A 23,530-nucleotide genomic window follows, 5' to 3' on the forward strand; every position below is an offset into this window, starting at 1 on the left:
GTCAGGCCCAGGCCTTGCCGGCCGGTCTCCCCCCGCACACCGCCCCCTTCGATGACAGCACGTCCGACGGAAAGAAGAGAGTGGGCATGAACGACAAGGACAACGTGTACCGCGTCATGGTGAGGATGCGGATCCACCCGGGCATGGAGCGCGACTTCGAGAAGACCTGGCGGGAAGTCGCCTCCAGCATCGCCCGCCACCCGGCGAACGTCGGCCAGTCGCTGGCCAAGAGCCCTGATGAGGACGGTGTCTACTACATCGTCAGCGACTGGGAGAACGAGGACAGGTTCCACCAGTTCGAGCACAGCCCCGAGCACGCGGCCAACCGCATGCGGCTGGACCCCTACCGCGACTCAGCCGGGACCTCCATGACCCCCATGCTGGTGTCCTCGCGCCTTGGATCGCAGCCCAGCCCCGGCCGGGTGCGCGTCGCGTTGTACCTCAACGAGCCCGAGTCGGACAAGGGGTCGATCGAGAACGCCTACCACCAGATCAGCACCACCCTGGCGGGCAGGAGCGGGCTGCGCGGCAACGAGTTGCTGCGCTCGCTGCGCGACCCGCGCCGGTTCGCGGTGCTGAGCGAGTGGGACGACATCGCCACCTACCGCGAGTGGGAGCGCAGTCCCGAGCACCTGCCGACGACCTCTCCGCTGGCGAGGTACCACGACAAGGGCCTGGGGATCTTCGGTTCCTACGAGGTCGTGGCCGCCTACTGATCGCAGGCCGCGGCCGCCCGCCCGGACGGTGACGACCGTCCGGACGGGCGGCCCCCGGTCCGCGGGTACCCGCGGCCACCCATCCGGTGCGCACCGGCGCCGGGCACGACAACGGAGGTTTCGATGCCGTACGCAATGATTACTTTTCGCATTAAACCCGGGCATGAGGAGGAGCTCGCCGAGGTCTTCGGCGCCGCCCCGGCCCTGGAGTCGCCGGTCGTCACCGACGAGAACGGCGAGGAGACGGCCCGGCTGCTGGGGACGGCGGTGTTCGTCAAGGACGACGTGCTGGTGCGCCTGATCCACTTCGAGGGCGACTTCGCCGGCATCGCCCGGCACCTGGCCGGCCAGCGGCACGTCCATGTCATCGAGGACCGCATCGTGCCGTTCCTGGCCGACGCGCGTGACACCGCCACATCCGATGGTTTCGCGGCGTTCTTCCGTAACTCGATGATGCGGTGCCTCACACAGTCGTCCAGCGAGACGCACCCCACCCGGCTGTGACATCGGCCGGCGGAGCCGGCGCTCGCCGCTCCGCCCAGCCGGGGCCCGGGCGGTCCGCACGACGCCCCGGGCCCGCCGCCGCGAATGGAGCGACACCACCATGCCCCACGACGAGAACATCGACCTGCTCGAGGCGGTCCAACGCGAGACCACCGAGCTGTTTTCCCAGGCCAACCGGCTGGTGGAGGCGCTGGCCGCGCGGGTTGGACTCGGCCCGGCACACTTCCGCTGCCTGTCGGTGCTGTGCCGCCAGGGCCCGATGCCGGCCCGCCGCCTCGCCGGGCAGGTCGGACTCACCCACCAGGCGGTCGCCGAGGTCGTCGACGACCTGGAGCGCGAGGGCTACGCCGGCCGCCGCCGCGAGGACGGCGGCCACCGCGTCCTTGTCCACCTCGACCGTGCCGCGCATCGCGTATGCGTCGAGCCGGGGCTGCGCGACCTGCGGGAGGCCTGGTATCCCCTGGTCAGGAACCGGTGCGATGACCTTGTCCTCGTCGCGGGGTTGGTGGCGGAGAGCCGCAGGCTCACCGATCTGGTCACGACGCTTCGCGTGCGGACCGACGCCTTTACAATGTAGATCAACAACATGCCGAGCGGGGCCCGTTCTAAGATCGGCGCGTGGACGTGCCCGCCGTACCCAGCCCCGGCCCCGCCCCCCTCGCCCCGGCCGGCGACCCCTACCAGGTCTACCTCGACGCTTTGACCAGCGCCGAGTCCCGCCGCACCATGCGCGGCTGCCTCGACCGGGTCGCCCGCGTCATCTCCGGCGACGAGGCCGCCACCGGCTCGGGGCAGCCCTGGCACCTGCTGCGCTACGAGCACACGGTGCGCATCCGCACGATCCTCACCGAGCAGGGGTGGTCGCCCGCCTACGTCAACAAGCACCTGGTCGCGCTGCGCCGGGTGATGCGCGAGGCCTGGCGCCTTGGCCAGATGAACGCCGAGGACTACCAGCGGGCCGCCGACCTGCCCACCTTGCGCCACACCCGGCTGCCCGCCGGGCAGCACGTGCCGCCCGAGGTGGTCGGCGCGGCGCTTGCCGTCTGCGACCGCGACGACTCCCCCGCCGGCGTGCGCGACGGCGCGCTGCTCGCCGTGCTGTACTCCACCGGCTGCCGCCGCGCCGAGGTGGCCTCGCTGACCCTGGCCGACTACGACGCCGCCGCCCGTTCCCTGCGCGTACGCGGCAAGCGCGACAAGGAGCGCCTGGTCTACCTGACGGCCGAGGCGGTGGCCCGCACCGAGGCCTGGCTGGCCGTGCGCGGCCGCGGGGCCGGCGCGCTGTTCTGCCCCATCAACAAGGCCGGGCGGCTGCGCGCCCCCGCCGGGCGGCCGGCGCCGATGACCGGGCAGGCGATCGCCGACATCCTCGCCAGGCGGCTGGCCTCGGCCGGGGCGGCCAGGCGGACCCCGCACGACTTCCGGCGCACCTTCATCGGCGAGCTTCTGGACGCCGGAGTCGACCTGGCCACCACCCAGGCGCTGGTCGGCCACGCCTCCCCCGTCACCACCTCCCGCTACGACCGCCGCCCCGAGAGCCGCCGCAGGGAGGCCGTCGACCGGCTGCGGATGCCCGACGCCCGTCCCCTGCGCCCCGGCGCCCCCTAAAGGGCCCGCCGCTCGCGCCAGGCGCCCGCCGTCAAGCGGTACAGCACGTGGGATCGCAGCGGGCTGCCCACCTCCAGCTTCGGATGGTCGAAGTCCTCACGGGGATCGCGGGTCATGCCAAGGCGCCGCATGACGGCCTGGGAACGCAGGTTGGTCCGCGCCGTCATGGAGACGATCCACCCAAGGCCCGCGGGGCCGAAACCGTGGTCCAGGGCGGCCGTCGCCGCCTCGGTCGCGTAACCGTGCCCCCAGGCCCCGCGTGCCAGCCGCCAGCCCACCTCCACCGCGGGGGTGAAGTGCGCCTCGAACCTCTGCCACACAAGGCCGGTGAACCCGGCGAACTCACCGCTCTCGCGGACCTCGACCGCCCACAGCCCGAAGCCGTGCTCGCGCAGGCCGTCACTGATGCGAGCGACCATCGCGTCACTCTGCTCGCGGGTGAGGGTCGAGGGGAAGTGCTCCATGACCTCGGGGTCGGCGTTCATCTGGGCGAAGGGGACCAGGTCCTGCTCACGCCATCCGCGCAGGATGAGCCGCTCTGTCACCAGCATGGTCCCCTATTCTGCCCCTCCCCGCCCGCCCGCCTTCCACTGGGATCGGCAGGTCTGGAATAAGAACGGCTGGGAGTGGGTTAGAGTCGAGTAGCCGATGTGGTTTGTGTCCCCCGGGCCGCAATTACCGCCTTCACGGAATACCGTTCGGCTGGAGCCGTGTTGTGCCTCTCGCCGAGGAGGCGACCGCCACATCGGCCTAAACGAAGCGCCCCGCAAGCTCGCCTTGCGGGGCGCTTCGCTGTACCCCGGACAGGGCGCTTCGCTGTACCCCGGACAGGGGGCTTCGTTGTACGACGATGTAACACTTTGTGGGCTGGCGTAGCACAAGGTTTCCTGTCCGGGTCGTATGGTTGGCATTGGCCGTCCGCACACCGGGAGAGTCCGTGCTGTATCGCATCACAAAGATCGTCAGCAGTCCCTTCCTGCGACTGCTGTGGCGCCCTCAGGTGACGGGAGCCGCGAACGTCCCCCGGTCGGGGCCCGCGCTGCTGGCCTCCAACCACCTGTCCATCCTGGACTCGGTGTTCCTGCCGCTGATGCTGCCACGCAAGGTCACCTTCGTCGCCAAGGCCGAATACTTCACCGGCAACCGGCTGATGGCCATGTTCATGCGCGGCACCGGCCAGGTGGCCATCGACAGGGAGAGCGCCTCCGCGGCGCAGACCATGCTCGACTCGGCCCTTGAGGTGCTCAACGCGGGCGAGCTGTTCGGCATCTACCCCGAGGGCACCCGCTCCCCCGACGGCCGGCTCTACCGGGGCAAGATCGGCGTCGCGTGGCTGGCGCTGACGGCGGGCGTGCCGGTGATCCCGGTGGCGATGGTCAACACCGAGCGTGTCCTGCCGCCGGGGGCCTCGGTGCCCAGGATCGCCAAGATCGGCGTCCGCATCGGCGAGCCGATGATGTTCACCGGCGACCCCGGCCGCGCGCGCGACCGGCGGGCGGTCACCGACCAGGTCATGCAGGCCATCCAGCGGCTGTCGGGCCAGGAGTACGTCCCCACCTACGCCACCAGCCAGAAAGAGCGGGACAAGGAGGCCGCCTGAGCCGCTCGCGGCCCGGTAAAGCCGCGAACTCGGCCCACCACCCGCGCTAGGCTCGTGGCGACGTCGAGACACCCGGGGGTAACGCGTGCCGCGCGGCCGTATCATCGCGATCACGTCTGTCGCGACCGTGCTGGTGGCGGGGGCCGCCGCCGGTGGCGCCTACTACGTCCTGCACACCCGAGGCAGCGCGCAGGAGACCGCCGGCCACTTCACCACCGCCTGGTCCCGCGGTGACCTGGCCGCCATGCGCGCCGACCTGGCCACGCCCGCGCCCGGGTTCGAGGCCGCCTACGCCGAGCCGGCCAAGAACCTCGGCGCCGAGAAGACCACCGTCACGCTGGGCCCGGTGACCCCCGGCGGCGACGGCAGGGCCAAGGCCGCCTACACCGCCACGCTGACGCTGAAGAACATCGGCGAGTGGACCTACACCGGCTCCCTGGACCTGGTGGTCAAGGACCGCCACTGGAAGGTCGCCTGGACCCCCCAGGCCGTCCACCCCGCGATGAACGGCTCCACCCACCTGGCCCTGAAGACCACCTGGCCGCAGCGGGCCCCCATCGAGGACGCCGACGGACGCCGCATCGACCAGGGTGATGTGGGCGGCTCGGTGCAGCAACTGGTCGGCTATCTCGACAAGGCGACCGCCAAGGACATCGCCAGGCTCGGCTCCTCCTACGACAAGGGCGACCCCGTCGGCAGGGGCGGGCTGCAGGAGACGTTCCAGAAGAAGCTCGCCGGTGTCCCGACCACCGAGATCACGGTCACCGACGGCTCGAACAAATCCGTCAAGACGCTCAAGACCATCGAAGGCTCCCCGGGAACGGCCGTGCGCACCACCTTGGACCCGCGGGCACAGCAGGCCGCCGTCGAGGCCGTGCGCTCCCTGGACAAGCCGGCCTCCCTGGTGGCCATCCGCCACTCCAGCGGCGAGATCCTCGCCGTCGTCAACAACCGCGGCGGCTTCAACCGCGCACTGGACGGGGCCTATCCGCCCGGGTCGACGTTCAAGACCGTCACCGCCGCGGGCCTGCTGGCCGAAGGGCTCACCCCCGAGCAGAAGGTCACCTGCCCCGCCAAGGCCAACATCGGCGGCCTGCCGATCCGCAACTCCGACCACGAGGCGTTCGGCTCGCTGTCGTTCCTGGACTCCTACGCCCACTCCTGCAACACCACCTTCGCCCCGCTGGCCGCGCAGCACCTCAGCGGGGGCAAGCTGTACGACATCTCCACCAAGATGGGGTTCAACCAGCCGCTGAACATCGGCGTCCCGGCGGCCAAGGGCAGCATGCCCAAGCCCACCAGCGAGGCCGACCTGGCGGCCGAGTCCTTCGGCCAGGGCCGCATCACCGCCAGCCCGCTGGTGATGGCCTCGGTCGCCGCGGCGGTGGCCGACGGCACCTGGCGGCCGCCCACCCTGGTGCCCTCGCTGAAGCAGAAGGCCGACCCCCAGCCGCTCCCGGACTCGGTCGCGCGGAACCTGCGCACGATGATGGGCGCCGTGGTCACCAAGGGCACCGCCAAGGGGGCGGGGCTGCCCAAGGGCACGGCCGGCAAGACCGGCACCGCCGAGTTCGGCACCGGCCCCAAGCTCGACTCCCACGCCTGGTTCATCGGCTACCGCGGCGAGGTGGCCTTCGCCGTGGTGGTCGAGGCAGGCGGCATGGGCGGCGAGGTCGCCGCCCCGGTCGCCGCCACCTTCCTACGCGGCCTGAACTAGCCCACCCCCGCCGCGTACTGGCCCGTGGGGAGTCTGAGCCTCGCGCACAAGGCGGTCCGGCCTGGAGTCATAGAGGATGACTCCAGGCCGGACCGCCTTCGGCTGTGAGGCCTGTGGCTACTCGTCCTCGCCATCGGCGGTCTCGTCGCCGCTGTGCGGGTCGCGCAGCGTGCCCGGCAGGAGCATACCTTTCGCCGCTGTGATGGTCGCGCAGCGTGCCCGGCAGGGGCATACCTTCCCGCTGGGTCAGTGTGCTGCCGCGTCAAGCGCGGCGGGTCTGACCGCGATGACGACGGTGGCGTTCAGCTCCTCGCAACCGGCCACCTGCGGGATCAGTCCGGTGCGGGCCGCGGCTTCGACGGTCTGCGGTGCCTGGCGCTCGCTGGTCTCGACCAGCAGGTATCCCCCCGGCGCCAGCCACTCGGACGCCGCGGCGGTCACCCGCCGTACGACGTCGAGCCCGTCCGCGCCACCGTCGAGCGCCACCCGAGGCTCGTGTTCCCGGGCCTCCGCGGGCAACAGCCTGATGGCCTCGGTCGGGACGTACGGCGGGCTGGCGACCAGGATGCCGACGCGGCCCCGCAGCGCGGCGGGCAGCGGCTCGTAGAGGTCCCCCTCGTACACATGGGCGCCCGATCCGGCCAGGTTGCGGCGCGCGCACCGCACCGCGGCGGGGTCGATGTCGACGGCGTGCAACTCGGCCGCGACCAGGGCGGCGACCAGAGCGGCGCCCAGCGCGCCCGAGCCACAGCACAGATCCACCACGACCACGTCCGGTGACACGGCGAGAGCCCGCCCACCAGACCCGGCACCCTGGGAAACCAACGCCTCACCGCGCACGGACTGGGGAACCAGCGCCTCACCAGCGAAACGCACGGGCTCTGGAACCAGCGCCTCACCAGCGGAACCCACGGACTTGGGAACCAACGCCTCAGCAGCGAGACCCACGGACTGGGGAACCAGCGCCTCATGGGCGGAACCCGCCACCTGGGGGGTCAGCGCCCGACCGGTGGAGAGCGCGGACCGGCGGGCCAGGGTCACGGCCTGCTGGAGCAGGAACTCGGTGCGGCGGCGGGGCACGAAGACGCCGGGTTCCACGGCTATGCGCAGGCCGCAGAACTCCGCCCATCCGAGGACCTGTTCAAGCGGCAGGCCCGCGACACGCCGTTCCACCATGGCGGCGAGATCGGAAGGGGTCGATGCCGTGGAGATGAGCAACCGTGCCTCGTCCTCGGCGAAGACACAGCCGGCGGCGCGGAGCATGGTGACGATGGCGGAGGAGGAAAGCGATGAAGGGGAGACCGGCATGGGAGAGCCTTTCGGGAGCCGCTGGGCGCCCCCTGGGTCACCTGTGCCGGTTGGACCGCACGACCACCAGATGGGAGCACCCGCTTGATTCAGCGGTAATCGGTCCCACCCCCTCGGTAGATCTCTGTTGGGCAGCGCAACACTACCTGAACCACACCCGGACGCGCACGCACCCGAAGCGGCCGTCCCTCCGCCTTCACCGGACCGGCCGGCCACCGTACGGCGGCGCCGACACCGCCGCACCACCCCTCACCGCGTCGGCGCCCAATACCCAACACGCGGTGCCGACCCACAGACGCGCGATCCGCCACACCCAGCACTCCAGCGGCCGACTTCCGTGACACCCATGGTGAACTGCCGGGCACCGTGGTGACCGACCAGGGCTCGCAACCGAGCACACGAGTCAGCCACCGATGACCGCAACGAAAACCGACAAAGTCGTGACCGACCAGGGCACGCGACCAGACACACGAGTCAGCCACCGGTAGCCGCGATGAAGATGCGGGCAAGCTGGTGGTCGATCAGGGCTACGGCTTCCTCCGGAGTTCGCTGTTCGAGCAGGACGGTGGTCTGGATCCCGTCGGCGGCCGCCACCAGAAACGCGGCCTCGGCGGCGGGGTCGAGGTCGCGGGGCACCTGGCCGAGTTCCTGCCCCTGGGCGATCAGGCCGGCGACCAGGCTCTCCAGCGCATGCGGCGCGTCGCGCACGACCTTGGCCAGGGCGGGGTCGGTCAGGAAGCGGACGAAGTAGGCGACGTACACCAGGTGCCGGTTGCGCCGCTCCTCGTCCAGCGGGAGCGGTTCCAGCAACACCGCCCGCGCGATCGCGCGCATACCCGGCGCTCCAGCGCGGCGGGGTGGCGATACGGGCGGGGTGGTGTGTGTGCCCTACATGGGCAGGGCCGCCGCCGCGTCGTGATGGAAGACCATGATCAGCAGTGTGGCGATCAAGGTGGCGATCAGCAGCCAGCTCACCAGGATGATGATCGTCGACCTGCTGGGGCGGCGCCTGCCGCGGCCCGCCCGGGCGACGCGCTTTTGCTGACCGGTCTCCTTGCGCTGTACGCGCTCGTTGAACGACTCCAGCCGGGCGGCGAGTCGCGGATCCTCGTCGGTGAGGTAACTCTCGATCTGGGCAAGCATTCGCTCCTCGTCCTGCGACCAGGCCACGCCGCACCTCCCGGCAACGCAAGCGGTGTGCCGACGTTCTTCCCGGCCACAAGATCTTTAGCCGTTACAGCCCTCGGTTTTGCCGCCACTTTTGCTGGGTTGCGATCTCCATCGAAAGCCTGTTCTAATCAAGGCATGCGCTGGGACAACCTGCGCCTGACCGACACAGGCCAGGGCGCTCCCGCCGCCCCACTGTTCGCCCGTGGCGCGGTCACCAGGACTTTCGACACCCCGGAGTTCCGGGGCATGACCTTCTACGAGATCCATGCCCGTTCGATCATCAACCGCGTGCCGGCGGCCACCCGCGTCCCGTTCGAATGGACCATCAACCCCTATCGGGGATGCACGCATTCGTGCACCTATTGCTTCGCCCGCAAAACCCACGAATACCTCGACCTGGATGCCGGGCACGACTTCGACTCCAAGGTCGTGGTCAAGGTGAACGCCCCCGAGCTGGTCCGCAAGGAGCTGGCCGCGCCGCGCTGGGGCGGCCATCACATCGCCATGGGCACCAACGTCGACTGTTACCAGCGCGCCGAGGGGCGTTACCGGTTGATGCGGGGCATTCTGACCGCGCTTCGGGACGCCGGGAATCCTTTCTCGATCCTCACCAAGGGGTCCCTCATCCTGCGCGACCTCGACCTGCTGACCGAGGCGGCCGAGCGCACCGAGGTCGGCACCTCGCTGTCGATCGGCTTCCTCGACGAGGAGCTGTGGCGTTCGGTGGAGTCGGGCACGCCGCGGCCCGGCAGGCGGCTGGAGGTCTGCGCCACCCTCACCGAGCACGGCCTCGGGTGCGGCGTGCTGATGGCGCCGATCCTGCCCTACCTCACCGATTCGCCGAAGGCCCTGGAGCGCACGGTCCGGCGGATCGCCGAGGCCGGTGCCACGCACATCGTGCCGATCGTGCTCCACCTGCGCCCGGGGGCACGCGAGTGGTTCCTCGGCTGGCTGGGCCGGGAGCATCCTCGCCTGGTCCCCCGCTACCTCGAGATGTACGGCCGCGGCGCCTACGCGCCCAAGGCCTACCAGGCCCGCATCGCGCGGCAGGTCAACGAGCTTGCCGTCCAGAGCGGGGTGGGCAGGTCCTCCTCGGCCCGCGCCCGCCGCATCCGTCCGCCCGCCGCACCGGTGGCCGACGCCGGGCCCGAGCAGCTGACACTGCTCTAACCCTTAAAGACACATATGGGTGATTGACTCCGCTGTTGGGTATTTAACGCGGGTGATGCGGCGAAAATGGCGCATTGTCAGTCAATGTCAACCCATGAGACAGGGGGAATCATGGCAGGAACACGGAAGAAGACCACCAAAGCAACAGGAAAAGCCAAGAAAGCAGCTATCAAGGCCACGCGTGAGACAAAACAGAATAAAGCCGGAGACGAGGACAAGCGAAACGCGGAGTCCAACGAGACCCAGTGATCCCGGCCGGGCAACAATCCCGGCAAGCCCTACAGCATGGCGGACATAGCCCATAAATTGGGCAGCTGAATATGAGCATGATCAGGCACTCGTCCTTCCGGCACCACCGGGCAGGCGGACCCCGCCCGTCAGGCCCGGCGACCCATCGGATCGCCGGGGCGCGCGGCCCTCCCCGGGACGCAACGGCGCGTTCGCGGTCTCGACGCGGGGGTCCGAGTGCCTGATCATGGAAACCCCCAGCTCGAACGCGAGGATCGATGTCCGCTTACCTGCGTTTCCCCACGATCTTCGGCGAGGCCGTCGTATTCGCCGCGGAGGACGACCTGTGGATGGTCCCCGCCGCGGGAGGCAGGGCCTTTCGCCTGACCGCCGGGGTCGGTGAGGCGGGATACCCCCGCTTCTCCCCCGACGGCACCCAGCTCGCCTTCGTCGGGCGCGAGGAAGGGCCCGAAGAGGTCTACGTCATGCCCGCCGACGGCGGCGCGGGGCGGCGCATGACCTATCACGGGGCACTGTGCACGGTCACCGGCTGGGATCCGGGCGGCGCCGTCGTCTACGCGAGCAACCACTCCCAGCCCTTCACCCGATCCAAGTGGCTGCACCGCGTCGACGCGGACGGGGTCTCCGAGCGCCTGCCCCACGGCCCGGCCAACACCATCTCCTACGGCCCCGGCGGAGCGGTCGTGCTCGGCCGCAACACCGCCGACCCGGCCCGCTGGAAGCGCTACCGGGGCGGCACCGTCGGCGACCTGTGGATCGACCGCGACGGAGGGGGCGAGTTCACGCGGCTGATCTCCCTGGCAGGCAACCTGGCCTCCCCCTGCTGGGTGGGCGAGCGCGTCTTCTTCCTGTCCGACCACGAGGGCATCGGCAACGTCTACTCGTGCACGCCGGTGGGCGGCGATCTGCGGCGCCACACCGACCACACCGACTACTACGCCCGCAACCTGTCCGGCGACGGCAGCCGCCTGGTCTACCACGCGGCGGCGGAGCTCTACGTGCTCGACCCGGCCGAGGGCGAGGCCCGGGCGATCGACGTGCGGCTGGGAAGCTCGCGCACCCAGCGCAACCGCCGGTTCGTCTCCGCCGGCCAGTACCTGCACAGCGCCACGCTCACCCCCGACGGCAGCGGCCTGGCGATCACCACACGCGGCAAGGCCTACTCCTTCGGCAACTGGGAGGGGCCGGTCCGCCAGCACGGCGAGCCGGACGGCGTGCGCTACCGCCTGCTGAGCTGGCTCGGCGACGGCGAACGGCTGGTGGCCGCGGCCAGCGACGACGGCGACCGCGAGGTGCTGGTCGTGCTGAGGGCCGACGGAAGCGCCGCCCCGGCGCGCCTGTCCGGGCTCGACACCGGGCGCGCGATCGAGCTCACCGTGTCGCCCGGCGCCGACCGGATCGCGGTGACCAACCACCGCAACGAGTTACTGATCGTCGACCTGACCGCGGAGGCGGCCGGTGAGGACACCGGCGGCGCCACGCTCACCGTGGCCGACAGCAGCCGGTACGGCCGCATAGAGGACCCCGTCTGGTCTCCCGGCGGCGACTGGCTCGCCTACACCTGCCCCGGCACCGCCCAGACGACGGCCGTCAAGCTCTACCAGGTCGCGACCGGAGAGACCTTCCACGCCACCCGGCCGGTGCTGTCCGACCGCAGGCCCGCCTTCGACCCCGAGGGCAGGTACCTCTACTTCATCGGCCGGCGCGTCTTCAACCCGGTGCACGACTCCCTGCAGTTCGACCTGGGGTTCCCGCTCGGCGACCGCCCGTACGCCATCGCGCTGCGCCTCGACGTCGGCTCGCCGTTCGTGCCCGAGCCCAAGCCGCTGTCCAGCGAGCCCTCGCCGCCGGCCAAGGACACCGCCGGGGACGAGGGCGCCGGGGAGGTGGCGGGCGCCGCGGCGGGGGCAGGCGGTGAGACGGCCGCCGGTACGCAGACGCGGGCCGGTGACGCGCCGGCCGAGCCCGCGGCCGAAGGCCTGCTGATCGAGGTGGAGGGCATCGAGCGCCGCGTCGTCCCCTTCCCCGTGGCCGAGGGCCGCTACGACCGCGTCGCCGGCATGAGGGACAAGGTCCTGTTCACCTCCTACCCGGTCCAGGGCAGCCGCGGCGACGAGTTCGCCGACACCGCCTCCGGCACCCTGCAGGCCTACGACTTCGCCAAGCAGAAGTGCGAGACCCTGGTCTCCGACGTCGCCGACTTCCGCCTGGGCCAGGACGGCACGACGCTGCTCTACCGCTCGCGCGACCGCCTGCGGGTGATCAAGGCCGGCGAGCCGCCCTCCGACGAGGACGGCCCGGGAAGGGCCTCCGGGTGGATCGACCTCGACCGGGTCAAGGTCTCGGTCCGCCCGGAGGCCGAATGGCGGCAGATGTTCCGCGAGGCGTGGCGGCTCCAGCGGGAGCACTTCTGGGTGCAGGACATGGCCGGGATCGACTGGAACGGGGTCTACGAGCGCTACCTGCCGCTGGTCGACCGGGTCGGCACCCGCGGCGAGTTCTCCGACCTGCTGTGGGAGCTGCTGGGCGAGCTCGGCACCTCGCACGCCTACGAGAGCGGCGGCGAGTACCGCACCCGGCCGCAGTACTCACAGGGCAAGCTGGGCGTCGACTGGGCCCTCGCCGACGGTGTCCACACGATCGCCGGCATCGTCACCGGTGATCCCTGGGACCCCGACGCCACCTCCCCGCTCAACCGCCCCGGGCTCGACATCCGGCCGGGCGACGCGGTGGTGGCGATCAACGGCCAGCCCGCCGGGGGGACGGTCGATCCGGCCAGGCTCCTGGTCAACCAGGCGGGCCAGGAGGTCGAGCTGACGATCAGGCGCGGGGACGGCCCCCCGCGTACGGTGACCGTCAAGGCGCTGTCCGACGAGCAGCCGGGCCGCTACCGCGACTGGGTCGAGGCCAACCGGGCACGCACCCACGAGCGCACCGGCGGCAGGGTCGGCTACATCCACATCCCCGACATGGGGCCGTCGGGATACGCCGAGTTCCACCGCGCCTTCCTCACCGAGTACGACCGGGAAGGGCTGGTGGTGGACGTCCGTTTCAACGGCGGCGGCAACGTCTCGGGGCTGCTGCTGCAGAAGCTGGCCCGCCGTCGCCTCGGCTACGACTTCCCGCGCTGGGGGGTGCCCGAGCCCTACCCCGCCGAGTCGCCGCGTGGCCCGATGGTCGCGCTCACCAACGAGTGGGCCGGGTCCGACGGTGACATCTTCAGCCACACCTTCAAGCTGCTGAAGCTGGGGCCCCTCATCGGCAAGCGCACGTGGGGCGGGGTGATCGGCATCTGGCCGCGCCACCAGCTGGCCGACGGCACGGTCACCACCCAGCCCGAGTTCTCCTTCGCCTTCGACGACGTGGGCTGGCGCGTGGAGAACTACGGCACCGATCCCGACATCGAGGTGGACATCACCCCGCAGGAGTACGGGCAGGGGGCCGACACCCAGCTCGACCGGGCGATCGGCCTGGCGCTGGAGCGCCTGGCGCAGTCTCCCCCGCACACGCCCGACCCCGCCGGCCGTCCCCGGATGAGCACGCCGCCGCTGCCCCCGCGCCGGTGATCAGGCCGGCGCCCGGCCGGCGCCGGGTTCCCGGGCCCCGTACGAGCGCAGCCGCTCGGCCAGGGCGGTGACCTCCTCGCGCAGGGCGCCGGGCGCCAGGACGGTGAACGGCATGCCCAGACCGGCGAGCATGGCGGCCATGCCGTCCAGCCGCTCGGCGCGGCCCACCATGAGCACGCCGCCCTCGGCCGGGCTCAGCGAGGCGACCGAGGGCGGCAGCCGCCGCCGGGCCTGGTCCAAGGTGGTCTCCAGGAGCACCCGCACCTCGTGCCGGTAGGGGACCGAGGCGAGGGACTCCATGACGTGGGCGACCGGGTCGAACCGCTCGGGGTCGGGGAAGCCGTCCGCGAGCGGGACCGCTGAGGCGACCCGGTCCAGGCGGAAGGTGCGGATCTGCCCCCTGAGACGGTCCAGCCCGGTGACGTACCACCGGCCCGAGTGGAAGACCAGGCCGTAGGGGTCCAGCTCGCGCTCGGTCTCCTCGCCGCGCCATGACCGGTAGCGCAGCCGCACCCGCCTCCTGCGGCGGGCCGCGGCGGCCAGGGTCAGCACCGTGTCGGCGGCCGGGCGGGGGGTGTCGGCCACCCGGGAGGTGTGGCCGATGGTGTCGGTGACCGCCTCCACCCGCTCGCGGAGCGCCGCGGGAAGCACCCGCTGGATCTTGGCCAGCGCGCTCTCACCGGCGCTCTCCCCCACCGCCAGCCCGGTACGTCGGCCGGCGAGGAGCCCGAGCACGACCGCGGCCGCCTCGTCCTCGGTGAACATCAGCGGCGGCAGCTTGTACCCGGGCATCAGGCGGTAGCCGCCGTATCTCCCGCGCCCGGCCTCGACCGGGACGCCGAGCTCGGCCAGGCGCAGCGCGTACCGGCGCACGGTGCGCTCGTCCACCTCCAGCCGCCGCGCCAGCTCCACACCGGTCAGCCCGGGACGTGCCTGAAGCAGCTCCAGCAGGGTCAGCACCCGCGTCACCGGATGAGGCATGAGATTTCCTTTTATGCGGGCCGGTTCTGTCCGGATTCGATCCTACGGTGATCTCAACGGCACAGGGATTCAAGGGAGATGGGCAATGAGCACCTTCGTATTGGTTCCGGGGTTCTGGCTCGGCGCGTGGGCCTGGAACGGCGTCACCGAGACGCTCCGCGCCGGCGGCCACACGGTCCATCCGCTGACGCCCACCGGGCTCGCCGACCGCGTCCACCTGGGCGGCCCGCAGACGGATCTGGGGACCCACATCGACGACATCGTCAACACGATCGTCTACGAGGATCTGGGCGAGGTCGTGCTGGTCGGGCACAGCGGTGCCGGGGGGCCGGTCACCGGAGCGGCCGACCGGATTCCCGAGCGGATCCGCAAGATCGTCTACCTGGACAGCGGCCCGCTGGCCGACGGCATGTCGCAGCTCGACCTGCACCCGGTGGAGTTCCGCGAGTCGGTGAAGGCCGCCCTGGCCGACGGCTGGCGCCACGAGCCGCCGGCCTGGGAGCGGCAGGAGGAGCTCGGGGCGAGCACCGCGGGTCTGGATCAGCGGGACAAGGAGCGGATCGCCGCGCGGATGACGCCCCAGCCCTACGGCACCATGACCGAGCCGCTGCGGCTCGGCGGGGCGGCGGACAAGACGCCCAAGGCGCTGATCAGCTGCTCCTTCCCCCTCGCCCAGGTAAGGGAGCTGATCGAGCAGGGCAACCCGATGTTCGCCGGGCTGGCCGGGCCGGAGTGGGAACTGCACGAGCTGCCGACCGGCCACTGGCCGATGTTCTCGCGCCCCGGGGACACGGCGCGGCTGCTCGGCTCGCTGTAGGGGTCGCATGAGGCCGGGTCGCTCGCCGAGGGGAGGTGAGACGACCCGGCGCCTTTACATTGTAGATCAACAGTACTTTTGTCCAGGAGAACCCGGGATGCACGGTCCTGGAACGCACGTGATCTCTTGCTTTGTGGTCATGAACGCGAACGCCGTCTCCCTCACCGGGCCGGCCAAGAGCTTCGGGGCGGTCCGGGCCGTGACCGGGCTGACCCTCGAGATCCCCCAGGGCCAGACCGTGGCCCTATCGAGATGCCCGGCCGCGATCGAGGCCGCCGCCCCGGCCCGCCACAACGGCCGGCTGTGACCGAGCCGCCCTCACCGGGCGAGGGCGGGGGGCGCCTGCGTCAGCGGGTCCATCACCCACGGGAAGCCCATCTTGAACGTCGTCTGGGCCAGGGCCCGCTGGCCGTCGGCGTTGGGGTGGAAGAAGTCCCACTTGCTGATGTGGTCGAGGGTGTAGGGGTAGGAGAAGACGGCGCCGCCGTCGTAGCGGCAGCCCGGGCCGTACGCCGCGCACGCGTTCGCCATCTCGGCGTTGTAGTCCTGGACCCGCTCCCTGACGCGGTTCCTGCGCGCCTGGTCCTTCTTGGCGATGGACCCGGCATCGGCCAGCATCGTGGGGCAGATGCGGCCAAGCGCCCAGAACGACTTGGCCACGGCGTTCTCCTTGCCGATGCGCCAGAGCCGCTTGATGTCGGGGATGCTCGCCGCGAAGACCTTGACGCCCGCGGGTGCGAGCACCGCCAGCGCCCGGTCGACGCGGGCGCGGTAGGTGGCGACCGGCGTCATGTGCGATTCGCGGGAGACGCAGGCGTCCTGCGCGCCGATCAGGATCGTCACGTAGGCGGCCTTGGCCGCCACGGCCTTCTGGGCCTGGGCGGCCAGGTCGGCGCTGGTGGACCCCGGGACGGCGAAGTTGAGGTTGTGCCCCTTGATGGCCGGGCCGATGGCCAGCAGGCGCAGGTAGTGGCTGTCGACCCCCACCGCGTCACCGGCCGACCAGGACCGGGAGGTGCAGGCGACGTACCAGCCGCAGGCGTTGAAGCCCGCGCTGATCGAGTCGCCGAGCGCCGCCATCACCGTGGGCACCGGATCGGCCGCGGCCGTCACGGCCGTACCCGGCACGCACACCACCGAGGCGGCGAGAACGAACGCGATCTTTCTGACCATGGCCACCTCCACCTGGGACGATCGATCCCGGGGAAGAGATCGCGAACCCAAGGTAGAGATCGGCGACGACCCGTCCTATTACCTGCGGGCGAGGCGTTGCTACCGTTGACCAACTTCCTATCGCCGCTTGACAGGGCATGACAGGTGTGTAGACGGCGTTGACACCGGATCACCCTCCGCGGGCGGCGATGTGAGACCGCTCACCTGATGTCGAACGCGTTCAGTTTCGGCATAAGGTGGGCAGAGTGAGTGTCGCGCTCGGGATAACCCGCCCCCCGCTGGTTCGCAGCATCCCCATCCATCACCCCGAAGATCTGATCGCGCGACTGCCGCAGGCCCCGCCCTACGCCTGGGTCCACCACCAAGAAGGCCTGGTCGGCTGGGGTGAGGCCGCCCGGGTGGAGGTTCCCCCGGGTCCGGGCCGCTTCGACTGGGCGCGGCGGTGGCTGGCGACGGCGTTCGGCGAGGCCCACATCGACGACGACGTGCACGTCCCCGGCTCTGGGCCCGTCGCCTTCGGCTCGTTCACCTTCGACCCCGACGCCCCCGGCTCGGTGCTGGTCGTCCCCCGGGTGGTGCTGGGCCGCAGGAACGGCCGCGCGTGGCTGACCACCGTGGGCGAGGCGCCCATCGAGCTGATGGCCCCTCCCCGCTCCCCCGGCCGCATCGTGTACGGCGACGGTTCGCTGACCGCGCCCGGATGGCAGCACGCGGTGGCCCGCGCGGTGGACGAGATCCGGTCGGGCCGGCTGGAGAAGGTCGTGCTCGCCCGCGACCTGGTGGCGACCGCCGAGCATGACATCGACGTGCGCATCCTGCTCGAGCGCCTGGCCGCGGCCTATCCCGACTGCTACACCTTCTCCTGCGCGGGCCTGGTGGGGGCCACGCCCGAGCTGCTGGTCCGGCACACCGGCGAGGCCATCGAGTCCCTGGTGCTGGCCGGCACCACCTACCGCGGGGCCGGCCCCGCGGAGGACAAGGCCAGGGCCGCGGCCCTGTTCGCCTCGGCCAAGGACCGCCACGAGCACGCCTGCGCGGTGGCGTCGGTGCGCGAGGCGCTCACGCCGCTGTGCGCCTCGCTCACGGTGCCCGACGAGCCCGAGCTGCTCGTGCTGCCCAACGTCCAGCATCTCGCCAGCCGCGTCCAGGGCCGGTTGGCCGACGGCGCGTCGGTGCTCGACGTGGTCGCGGCCATGCATCCCACCGCGGCCGTCGGCGGCACCCCCACCGGTGTCGCGCTCGAGGTGATCCGCGAGCTGGAGGGCATGGACCGCGCCGGGTACGCCGGGCCGGTGGGCTGGATCGACGCGCGGGGCGACGGCGAGTGGGGCATCGCCCTGCGCTGCGCCTACGTCGAGGGGCGGCGGGCCCGGCTGTTCGCCGGCTGCGGCATCATGGGCGGCTCCGATCCGGCGGCGGAGCTGGCCGAGGCGCAGGCCAAGCTCCGCGTGATGCGGTACGCCCTGGAGGGCTGACCCTGGCCGGCCCTTTAGGGCCGGCCCCGGCCCGGCCCTCCCCCGGCCGCCGCCCGAATCGCTACGGGGTCACCGCCCGCCCTCGCGGACCGGACCGCCCTCCGGCACCGAGCCGCCGCCGGCATCGGGCACCGGATCACCTTCGGCCACCCGACCACCGCCGGGCACCGGGCCGTCGTCGGGCACGGCCTCGGCGGGACCGTCGTGCGGCACGGCCTCCACGGGGCCGTCGCGGCCGAGCTCGTGAGCCAGCTGGTCCAGCTCCGCACCACCGGCCATCAGCGAGGTCAGCTCATCGCGGGTGATGTCGGCCTTGTCGAACTGCCCGAGGCTGGTGCCCCGGTTGAGCACCAGGAACCGGTCGCCGACGGGGAAGGCGTGGTGGGGGTTGTGGGTGATGAACACCACCCCCAGGCCCCGGTCACGCGCCCGGGCGATGTAGCGCAGCACCACGCCCGCCTGCTTGACCCCGAGCGCCGAGGTCGGCTCGTCCAGGATCAGCACCCGGGCGCCGAAGTACACCGCGCGGGCGATGGCCACCGACTGGCGCTCGCCGCCGGACAGGGTGCCGACCGGCTGGTCGACGTCCCTGATGTCGATGCCCATGTTGCGCAGTTCCTCGCGCGCGACCCGTTTGGCCCGGGCCACGTCGAAGCGGCGCAACGGCCCGGTCACCGGCTCGGACCCGAGGAAGAAGTTCCGCCACACCGACATCAGCGGGATCATCGCCAGGTCCTGGTACACCGTGGCGATCCCCCGGTCCAGGGCCTCACGCGGCCCGCTCAGCCGGACCGGGACGCCGTCGAGCAGGTACTCGCCGCTGTCCTGGCCGTGCACCCCCGAAAGGATCTTGATCAGGGTGGACTTGCCGGCGCCGTTGTCGCCCAGCACGCAGGTGACCTCGCTCGCCCGCACGAGCATCGAGACGTCCTTCAGCGCGATCACGCTGCCGAAGACCTTGCCCACCTGGCGCGCCTCGAGAAGTGGCGGGGTCATCGTCGCACCTCTTCGGCGTAGCGGCGGACCACGCGGTTGGCGAGCGTCGCCAGCAGGAGCATCCCGCCCAGGAAGAACTTGAACCAGTCGGCGTCCCAACCGGCGAACACGATGCCCTTGTCCGCCATCCCGAAGATCACCGCGCCGATGGACGCGCCGATCGCCGAGCCGTACCCGCCGGTGAGCAGGCAGCCTCCGATCACCGCCGCGATGATGTAGATGAACTCCTGCCCGATCCCGGAGTTGGCCTGGACCGAGGTGAAGCGCAGCGCCATGATCGAGCCGACCAGCCAGGCGGCGACGGCCGTGGTCATGAACAGGGCGATCTTCGTACGGGCGGCCGGGACGCCGACGGCCCTGGCCGCCTGCTCGTTCCCGCCGACCGCGAAGATCCAGTTTCCGGCCCTCGACCGCATCAGGACCCAGGTGGCCAGCGCCGTGACGCCGAGCCACCAGAAGATCGCCACGCGGAAGTCCACGCCGCCGACCGTGATCGAGCCGGCCAGCAGTGCCCGCGCGCCCTCGAAGCCCTCGGCCCTGCGCAGGCCGCTGACCTGCACGGTGCCGGTCAGCGCCTTGGTGACGCCCAGGTTGAGCCCTTGCAGCATGAGGAACGTGCCGAGGGTGACGATGAAGCTGGGCAGCTTCGTCCGCACCACCAGCAGGCCGTTGGCGAACCCGATGAGCAGGGCCAGGACGAGCCCGGCCAGCATCGCGGCCCAGACGTTCCACCCGTACTTGGTGGCCAGGGTGACCATGACCAGCCCCGTGGTGCCCGTGAGCACGCCGGCGGACAGGTCGAACTCGCCGCCGATCATGAGCAGGGCGATGGCGACGGCCATGATGCCCAGCGTGGAGGCCGGATCCAGCCAGTTCGCCACTCCGTTCGCCGACGGGAAGACCGCCGACTGGGAGGAGAAGAAGGCGAAGACGGCGATCGCGCCGACCACCGAACCGAGCTCGGGGCGGATCAGCAGGCGCCGGATCAGCCCGGCGCCCGCCATCCGCTCGTCGGCGGCGAGACTGCTCACCGCGTGCCGCTCTGCGCGAGCTTGGCGACCTGCGCGGCGTTGTCCTTGGTGACGAAGCCCGGGCCGGTGTTGACCGGAAGGCCGCCGCCCACGGTGTTGAGGTTGGACTTGTACAGGTGCAGGAAGGTGATCGGCAGCCAGCCCTGGAGGTACTGCTGCTGGTCGACGGCGAACAGGACCTCGCCCGCCTCGATCGCGTCGACGACGTCGGCCGACAGGTCGAAGGTGGCCAGCTTGGCCTTGGAGCCGCCGTCCTTGATGGCGTCGCGGGCGGCGACGGCGACGGCCGGGTTCAGGGTCAGCACGCCGTTGACCGAGGTGTCCGTCTGGAGCTTGGCCTTGATCTTGGAGGTGGCGTCGGCGAGGTTGCTGACGTCCACCTGCAGGCGCTCCACGGTGCCGCCGAGGGTCGCCGTGGCGCCGCCGCACCGCTGGTCCAGGCCGACGTTGCCCGCCTCGTGGATGACGCAGAGCAGCTTGGTGACGCCCTCGGCCTTGAGCTGCTCGCCCGCGCCGCGCCCGGCCACCTCTTCGGACTGACCGACGTGGGTGGTCGCGCCGAACTCCTTGGACTTGTCGGCGCCGGAGTTGATGGTGACGACCGGGATCTTGGCGGCCACGGCCTTGCCGATGGCCTCCTCCAGCGCGTCGGGGTTGGCCATGGAGACCACCAGGCCGTCGACCTTCTCGCTGATCGCCTGGTCGATGAGCTGGGCCTGCTTGGCGGGGTCGCCGTCGCCCTGGTAGGTCACCTTGTCGCCGTACTGCTTGCCGGCCGCCTCGGCGCCGTTCTTGACGACGTCCCAGAAGGAGTCTCCCGGCGCGCCGTGCGTGATCACCGCGAAGGTGCCGCCGCTCTGGCCTCCTCCTTCCCCTGCCGCCGACGATGCCGGGGCGCCCGCCGCGGGCGTACCCCCATCGCTGTTCGAACAACCGCTCAGCACCAGCGCTCCGAGCGCCGCCGCTGTGATCAATCGTGTGACTCGCATCATGGAAACCTCCCGTGCCGTCCCGTGGGACGGGTCGGCCGCATTCCAGGTTTGTAACCTCACGTAACCTCCCTGTCAATTGTTTGTCGTGACATCGTGATGTACTGCTTACCTTTGCCGGGCTTTGTCAGGACATATTCACCTGCCCTCGTAAGGATGGCGGAGGTCTTGACCTGGGACTTCACGCGAAGAAGCCCGGTGAGAGGGGTCTCACCGGGCTTCGCAGGATGTGACGTCAGTTCAGGCCGCGCACGATCCGCAGGATCTCCGCCAGCGTCGCCGTGTGCTCGTTGAGGATCTTCGAGTGCGTGTTGAGGATGCTCGTGTGCTCGTTCAGGATCTGTGAATGCTCGTCAAGCCTCTCCGCGTGCCGCCCCACCGTCACCACGAGCCCGTCCACCTTCGACACCAGCCCACCGACCGTCTCGGCCAGACCGTCCACCCTCTCGGTGAGGCCGTCCATCCGCACCGTCAGCCCGTCGACCGTCTCGGCCAGACCGTCCACCCTCTCGGTGAGGCCGTCCATCCGCACCGTCAGCCCGCCAACGGTCTCGGCCAGACCGTCCACCCGCACCGTCAGCCCGTCGACCGTCTCGGCCAGACCGTCGACTCTGACCGTGAGCCCGTCGACCGTCTCGGCGAGGTCGTCCACCTTGGTCGTCAGGCCGTCCAGGGTCTTCGAGTGTTCGGCCAGGGTCAGTGTCTGCTCGGTCTGGAGCGTCCTGACCTCTCTGAGCTCCCGGAGCACCAGCAGATGCAGTGAACCAGCGGCCTGTGACGTGCTGGTCGACTCACCTGCTATGAATGCCGTCGCCCGGGTCTGCGCACGCAACCGCTCGAGCTCCAGCTCGATGTCGGTAACGCGCTCCTCAAGGTCGGCCATCGCCACCCCCATCACCTCCGTCACCGAGATTATCGTTGATCGTGACGGTGCGCGGTGGATACACCACGGAGTGTGAGAAAGCCTCCCGGCCATCCTTGGCCCGGGCCCCACTGAACACCCGGTTCACCAGGATCGATATTTGTCAGGACATTCTGATGTCCGCTAGCCTCGTCACGTAAGCGATCAGTCACCGAGCCGGGAGAAGGCATGGGCACTCGACTGGACATCGACCTCGATCGCTCCAGCCCGGTGCCGCTCTACTTCCAGGTGGCCGAGCAGATAGCCGAGGCGATCAGGCGCGGCGACCTGGCCCCCGGATCCCGGCTCGACAACGAGATCCTGCTGGCCGACCAGCTCGGGCTGTCGCGCCCCACGATCCGCCAGGCCATCCAGTATCTCGTCGACAAGGGCCTGCTCGTGCGCAAGCGCGGCGTCGGCACCCAGGTGGTGCACGGCCAGGTCAAGCGCTCGGTGGAGCTGACCAGCCTGTACGACGACCTGCGCCGCGCCGGGCAGGAGCCGACGACCCGGGTGCTCTCCCTGGAGCCCGTCGGCGCCGATGAGGACATCGCCGCCGTCCTCGGCGTGGCGGCGGGCACCGATGTGCTCCGGGTCGAGCGGGTGCGCTACGCCGCGGGCGAGCCGCTGGCGCTGCTGCACAACTGGCTGCCGGCCGGGCTCGGGCCCCTGTCGCCGCAGGCGCTGGAGGAGCGTGGCCTGTACGAACTGCTGCGGGCCGCGGGCGTGCGCATGCGCGTGGCCAACCAGCGCATCGGCGCCCGCGCGGCCACCCCCGCCGAGGCGCGCCTGCTGGACGAGCGCCGTGGCGCGCCGCTGCTCACGATGATCCGCACCACCTACGACGACCAGGGCAGGGCCGTGGAGCACGGCTCCCATGTCTACCGCGCCTCGCACTACTCGCTTGAGGTCACGCTCATCGAGCGCTGATCGGCCTCGTCGGGCGCCTCCGGCTCCGCCACGCGCGCGGCCCGGCGCTTGATGTACAGCGTCGTGCCGATGCCGAACAGCACCGCGACGACCAGGCCGACCCAGGAGAACCCCTTGAGCCACTTCTCGGCCACGATGCCGAGGTAGTAGATCACGGCGGTGGTGCCGCCCGCCCAGGTGATGCCGCCGAGCACGTTGGCGACCAGGAAACGCCAGTACGGCATGTGCAGCGCGCCGGCGAGCGGTCCGGCGAGGATGCGCAGCAGGGCGATGAAGCGGCCGAAGAAGACCGCCCACATGCCCCACCGGTCGAAGACCGTCTTGGCCTTCGCGATGTGCGCGGGGCCGAAGTGCTTGGGGAAGCGCCTGCCGAGGCGGTCGAACATCGGCTGGCCGCCCTTGCGGCCGATCATGTACCCGATGGAGTCGCCGACGATGGCGCCGGCGCTCGCGCAGACACCCACCCACAGCGGGTCCACGACGTGCTGCGCCGACAGCAGGGCGGCGCTGACGAGGACGACCTCGCCGGGCAGCGGGATGCCCAGGCTCTCCAGGCCGATCACGACGCCAACGATCACGCAGATCCAGACGGGCGGGATCGCCTGAAGCCATTCCTCGACATGCATGGC

Annotated in this window: 23 protein-coding genes and 1 pseudogene; 12 read left to right on the forward strand and 12 right to left on the reverse strand. The window is 71.0% G+C overall.

Translation table 11 applies throughout. The features are described from left to right. Window positions 1-86 precede the first annotated feature (86 nt). From ABD810_RS39635 to ABD810_RS39650, 4 genes are all read left to right on the forward strand, one after another. A complete protein-coding gene (locus ABD810_RS39635; protein WP_344953218.1) occupies window positions 87-716 on the forward strand; it encodes an antibiotic biosynthesis monooxygenase family protein in 630 nt (209 codons plus the stop codon). 123 nt (window positions 717-839) lie between these two features. Further along, window positions 840-1,220, forward strand: a complete 381-nt coding sequence (locus ABD810_RS39640; RefSeq protein ID WP_344953220.1) for a SchA/CurD-like domain-containing protein — start codon at window positions 840-842, stop codon at window positions 1,218-1,220. 100 nt (window positions 1,221-1,320) lie between these two features. After that, window positions 1,321-1,797, forward strand: coding sequence for a MarR family winged helix-turn-helix transcriptional regulator (locus tag ABD810_RS39645; RefSeq protein WP_344953223.1), 477 nt, complete (start codon window positions 1,321-1,323; stop codon window positions 1,795-1,797). Window positions 1,798-1,838: 41 nt separating this feature from the next. After that, window positions 1,839-2,828 carry a tyrosine-type recombinase/integrase gene (locus ABD810_RS39650; RefSeq protein WP_344953226.1) on the forward strand — a complete coding sequence of 330 codons (990 nt, stop codon included), beginning with the start codon at window positions 1,839-1,841 and terminating at the stop codon, window positions 2,826-2,828. Here ABD810_RS39650 and ABD810_RS39655 read toward each other — a convergent pair. Beyond that, window positions 2,825-3,379 (reverse strand): GNAT family N-acetyltransferase, encoded by a 555-nt coding sequence (locus ABD810_RS39655; RefSeq protein WP_344953229.1) that lies wholly within the window; start codon window positions 3,377-3,379, stop codon window positions 2,825-2,827. The genes ABD810_RS39650 and ABD810_RS39655 overlap by 4 nt on opposite strands. A 386-nt stretch (window positions 3,380-3,765) precedes the next feature. On the opposite strand from ABD810_RS39655, the gene ABD810_RS39660 reads away from it, so the two are divergent. Together ABD810_RS39660 and ABD810_RS39665 are read left to right on the forward strand one after the other, a co-directional pair. Next, window positions 3,766-4,428, forward strand: a complete 663-nt coding sequence (locus ABD810_RS39660) for a lysophospholipid acyltransferase family protein (RefSeq protein WP_344953232.1) — start codon at window positions 3,766-3,768, stop codon at window positions 4,426-4,428. An 85-nt stretch (window positions 4,429-4,513) separates the two neighbouring features. Next, entirely contained in the window at window positions 4,514-6,145 is a 1,632-nt protein-coding gene (locus ABD810_RS39665) for a penicillin-binding transpeptidase domain-containing protein (RefSeq protein WP_344953236.1), read from the forward strand. A gap of 246 nt (window positions 6,146-6,391) precedes the next feature. Here ABD810_RS39665 and ABD810_RS39670 read toward each other — a convergent pair whose 3' ends face one another. The 4 genes and pseudogenes from ABD810_RS39670 to ABD810_RS39680 form a co-directional block, all read right to left on the reverse strand. Then, on the reverse strand, window positions 6,392-7,186 hold the full coding sequence (locus ABD810_RS39670) for a putative protein N(5)-glutamine methyltransferase (protein ID WP_425567057.1): 795 nt from the start codon (window positions 7,184-7,186) through the stop codon (window positions 6,392-6,394). After that, window positions 7,178-7,453: pseudogene (locus ABD810_RS41270) on the reverse strand (putative protein N(5)-glutamine methyltransferase); the annotation flags it as partial. The pseudogene ABD810_RS41270 and the gene ABD810_RS39670, both read right to left, overlap by 9 nt. 474 nt (window positions 7,454-7,927) lie before the next feature. After that, window positions 7,928-8,287 carry a TetR family transcriptional regulator C-terminal domain-containing protein gene (locus tag ABD810_RS39675; RefSeq protein WP_344953242.1) on the reverse strand — a complete coding sequence of 120 codons (360 nt, stop codon included), beginning with the start codon at window positions 8,285-8,287 and terminating at the stop codon, window positions 7,928-7,930. 54 nt (window positions 8,288-8,341) lie between these two features. Beyond that, the gene (locus ABD810_RS39680) at window positions 8,342-8,623 is read right to left on the reverse strand and encodes a DUF3040 domain-containing protein (protein WP_344953245.1); all 282 of its coding nucleotides are present in this window, start codon (window positions 8,621-8,623) and stop codon (window positions 8,342-8,344) included. Between the two features lie 135 nt (window positions 8,624-8,758). Between ABD810_RS39680 and ABD810_RS39685 the strand changes: the two genes are divergently transcribed. Together ABD810_RS39685 and ABD810_RS39690 are read left to right on the forward strand one after the other, a co-directional pair. Further along, window positions 8,759-9,793 carry an Rv2578c family radical SAM protein gene (locus ABD810_RS39685; RefSeq protein ID WP_344953248.1) on the forward strand — a complete coding sequence of 345 codons (1,035 nt, stop codon included), beginning with the start codon at window positions 8,759-8,761 and terminating at the stop codon, window positions 9,791-9,793. 506 nt (window positions 9,794-10,299) lie between these two features. Beyond that, window positions 10,300-13,608 carry a S41 family peptidase gene (locus tag ABD810_RS39690; RefSeq protein WP_344953251.1) on the forward strand — a complete coding sequence of 1,103 codons (3,309 nt, stop codon included), beginning with the start codon at window positions 10,300-10,302 and terminating at the stop codon, window positions 13,606-13,608. On the opposite strand, the gene ABD810_RS39695 is transcribed toward ABD810_RS39690, so the two are convergent. Further along, complete coding sequence (locus tag ABD810_RS39695) at window positions 13,609-14,589, reverse strand: helix-turn-helix transcriptional regulator (RefSeq protein WP_344953254.1); 981 nt, start codon at window positions 14,587-14,589, stop codon at window positions 13,609-13,611. An 85-nt stretch (window positions 14,590-14,674) separates the two neighbouring features. On the opposite strand from ABD810_RS39695, the gene ABD810_RS39700 reads away from it, so the two are divergent. Together ABD810_RS39700 and ABD810_RS39705 are read left to right on the forward strand one after the other, a co-directional pair. Continuing rightward, the gene (locus tag ABD810_RS39700) at window positions 14,675-15,406 is read left to right on the forward strand and encodes an alpha/beta fold hydrolase (protein WP_344953256.1); all 732 of its coding nucleotides are present in this window, start codon (window positions 14,675-14,677) and stop codon (window positions 15,404-15,406) included. Between the two features lie 139 nt (window positions 15,407-15,545). Further along, entirely contained in the window at window positions 15,546-15,713 is a 168-nt protein-coding gene (locus tag ABD810_RS39705) for a hypothetical protein (protein ID WP_344953258.1), read from the forward strand. Window positions 15,714-15,724: 11 nt separating this feature from the next. Here the strand turns inward: ABD810_RS39705 and ABD810_RS39710 are convergent, their stop codons facing one another. Beyond that, a complete protein-coding gene (locus tag ABD810_RS39710; protein ID WP_344953260.1) occupies window positions 15,725-16,579 on the reverse strand; it encodes an SGNH/GDSL hydrolase family protein in 855 nt (284 codons plus the stop codon). Window positions 16,580-16,824: 245 nt separating this feature from the next. Between ABD810_RS39710 and ABD810_RS39715 the strand changes: the two genes are divergently transcribed. Then, window positions 16,825-18,054 (forward strand): isochorismate synthase, encoded by a 1,230-nt coding sequence (locus ABD810_RS39715; protein ID WP_344953263.1) that lies wholly within the window; start codon window positions 16,825-16,827, stop codon window positions 18,052-18,054. A gap of 69 nt (window positions 18,055-18,123) precedes the next feature. On the opposite strand, the gene ABD810_RS39720 is transcribed toward ABD810_RS39715, so the two are convergent. The 4 genes from ABD810_RS39720 to ABD810_RS39735 form a co-directional block, all read right to left on the reverse strand. Beyond that, a complete protein-coding gene (locus tag ABD810_RS39720) occupies window positions 18,124-19,050 on the reverse strand; it encodes an ATP-binding cassette domain-containing protein (RefSeq protein ID WP_344953266.1) in 927 nt (308 codons plus the stop codon). Continuing rightward, window positions 19,047-20,054: an ABC transporter permease gene (locus tag ABD810_RS39725; RefSeq protein WP_344953793.1), complete on the reverse strand. Its 1,008-nt coding sequence runs from the start codon at window positions 20,052-20,054 to the stop codon at window positions 19,047-19,049. The genes ABD810_RS39720 and ABD810_RS39725 overlap by 4 nt, the downstream gene beginning before the upstream one ends. Window positions 20,055-20,077: 23 nt before the next feature. Next, window positions 20,078-21,073, reverse strand: coding sequence for a sugar ABC transporter substrate-binding protein (locus tag ABD810_RS39730; RefSeq protein ID WP_344953269.1), 996 nt, complete (start codon window positions 21,071-21,073; stop codon window positions 20,078-20,080). Between the two features lie 232 nt (window positions 21,074-21,305). After that, on the reverse strand, window positions 21,306-21,977 hold the full coding sequence (locus ABD810_RS39735; protein ID WP_344953272.1) for a hypothetical protein: 672 nt from the start codon (window positions 21,975-21,977) through the stop codon (window positions 21,306-21,308). A gap of 183 nt (window positions 21,978-22,160) precedes the next feature. On the opposite strand from ABD810_RS39735, the gene ABD810_RS39740 reads away from it, so the two are divergent. After that, on the forward strand, window positions 22,161-22,901 hold the full coding sequence (locus tag ABD810_RS39740; RefSeq protein ID WP_344953275.1) for a GntR family transcriptional regulator: 741 nt from the start codon (window positions 22,161-22,163) through the stop codon (window positions 22,899-22,901). Here the strand turns inward: ABD810_RS39740 and ABD810_RS39745 are convergent. Next, window positions 22,868-23,527: a DedA family protein gene (locus tag ABD810_RS39745; RefSeq protein ID WP_344953278.1), complete on the reverse strand. Its 660-nt coding sequence runs from the start codon at window positions 23,525-23,527 to the stop codon at window positions 22,868-22,870. The two genes, ABD810_RS39740 and ABD810_RS39745, sit on opposite strands and share 34 nt — an antisense overlap. Window positions 23,528-23,530 lie beyond the last annotated feature (3 nt).

The sequence above is a fragment of the Sphaerisporangium flaviroseum genome, from assembly GCF_039537005.1.
GTDB lineage: Bacteria > Actinomycetota > Actinomycetes > Streptosporangiales > Streptosporangiaceae > Sphaerisporangium > Sphaerisporangium flaviroseum.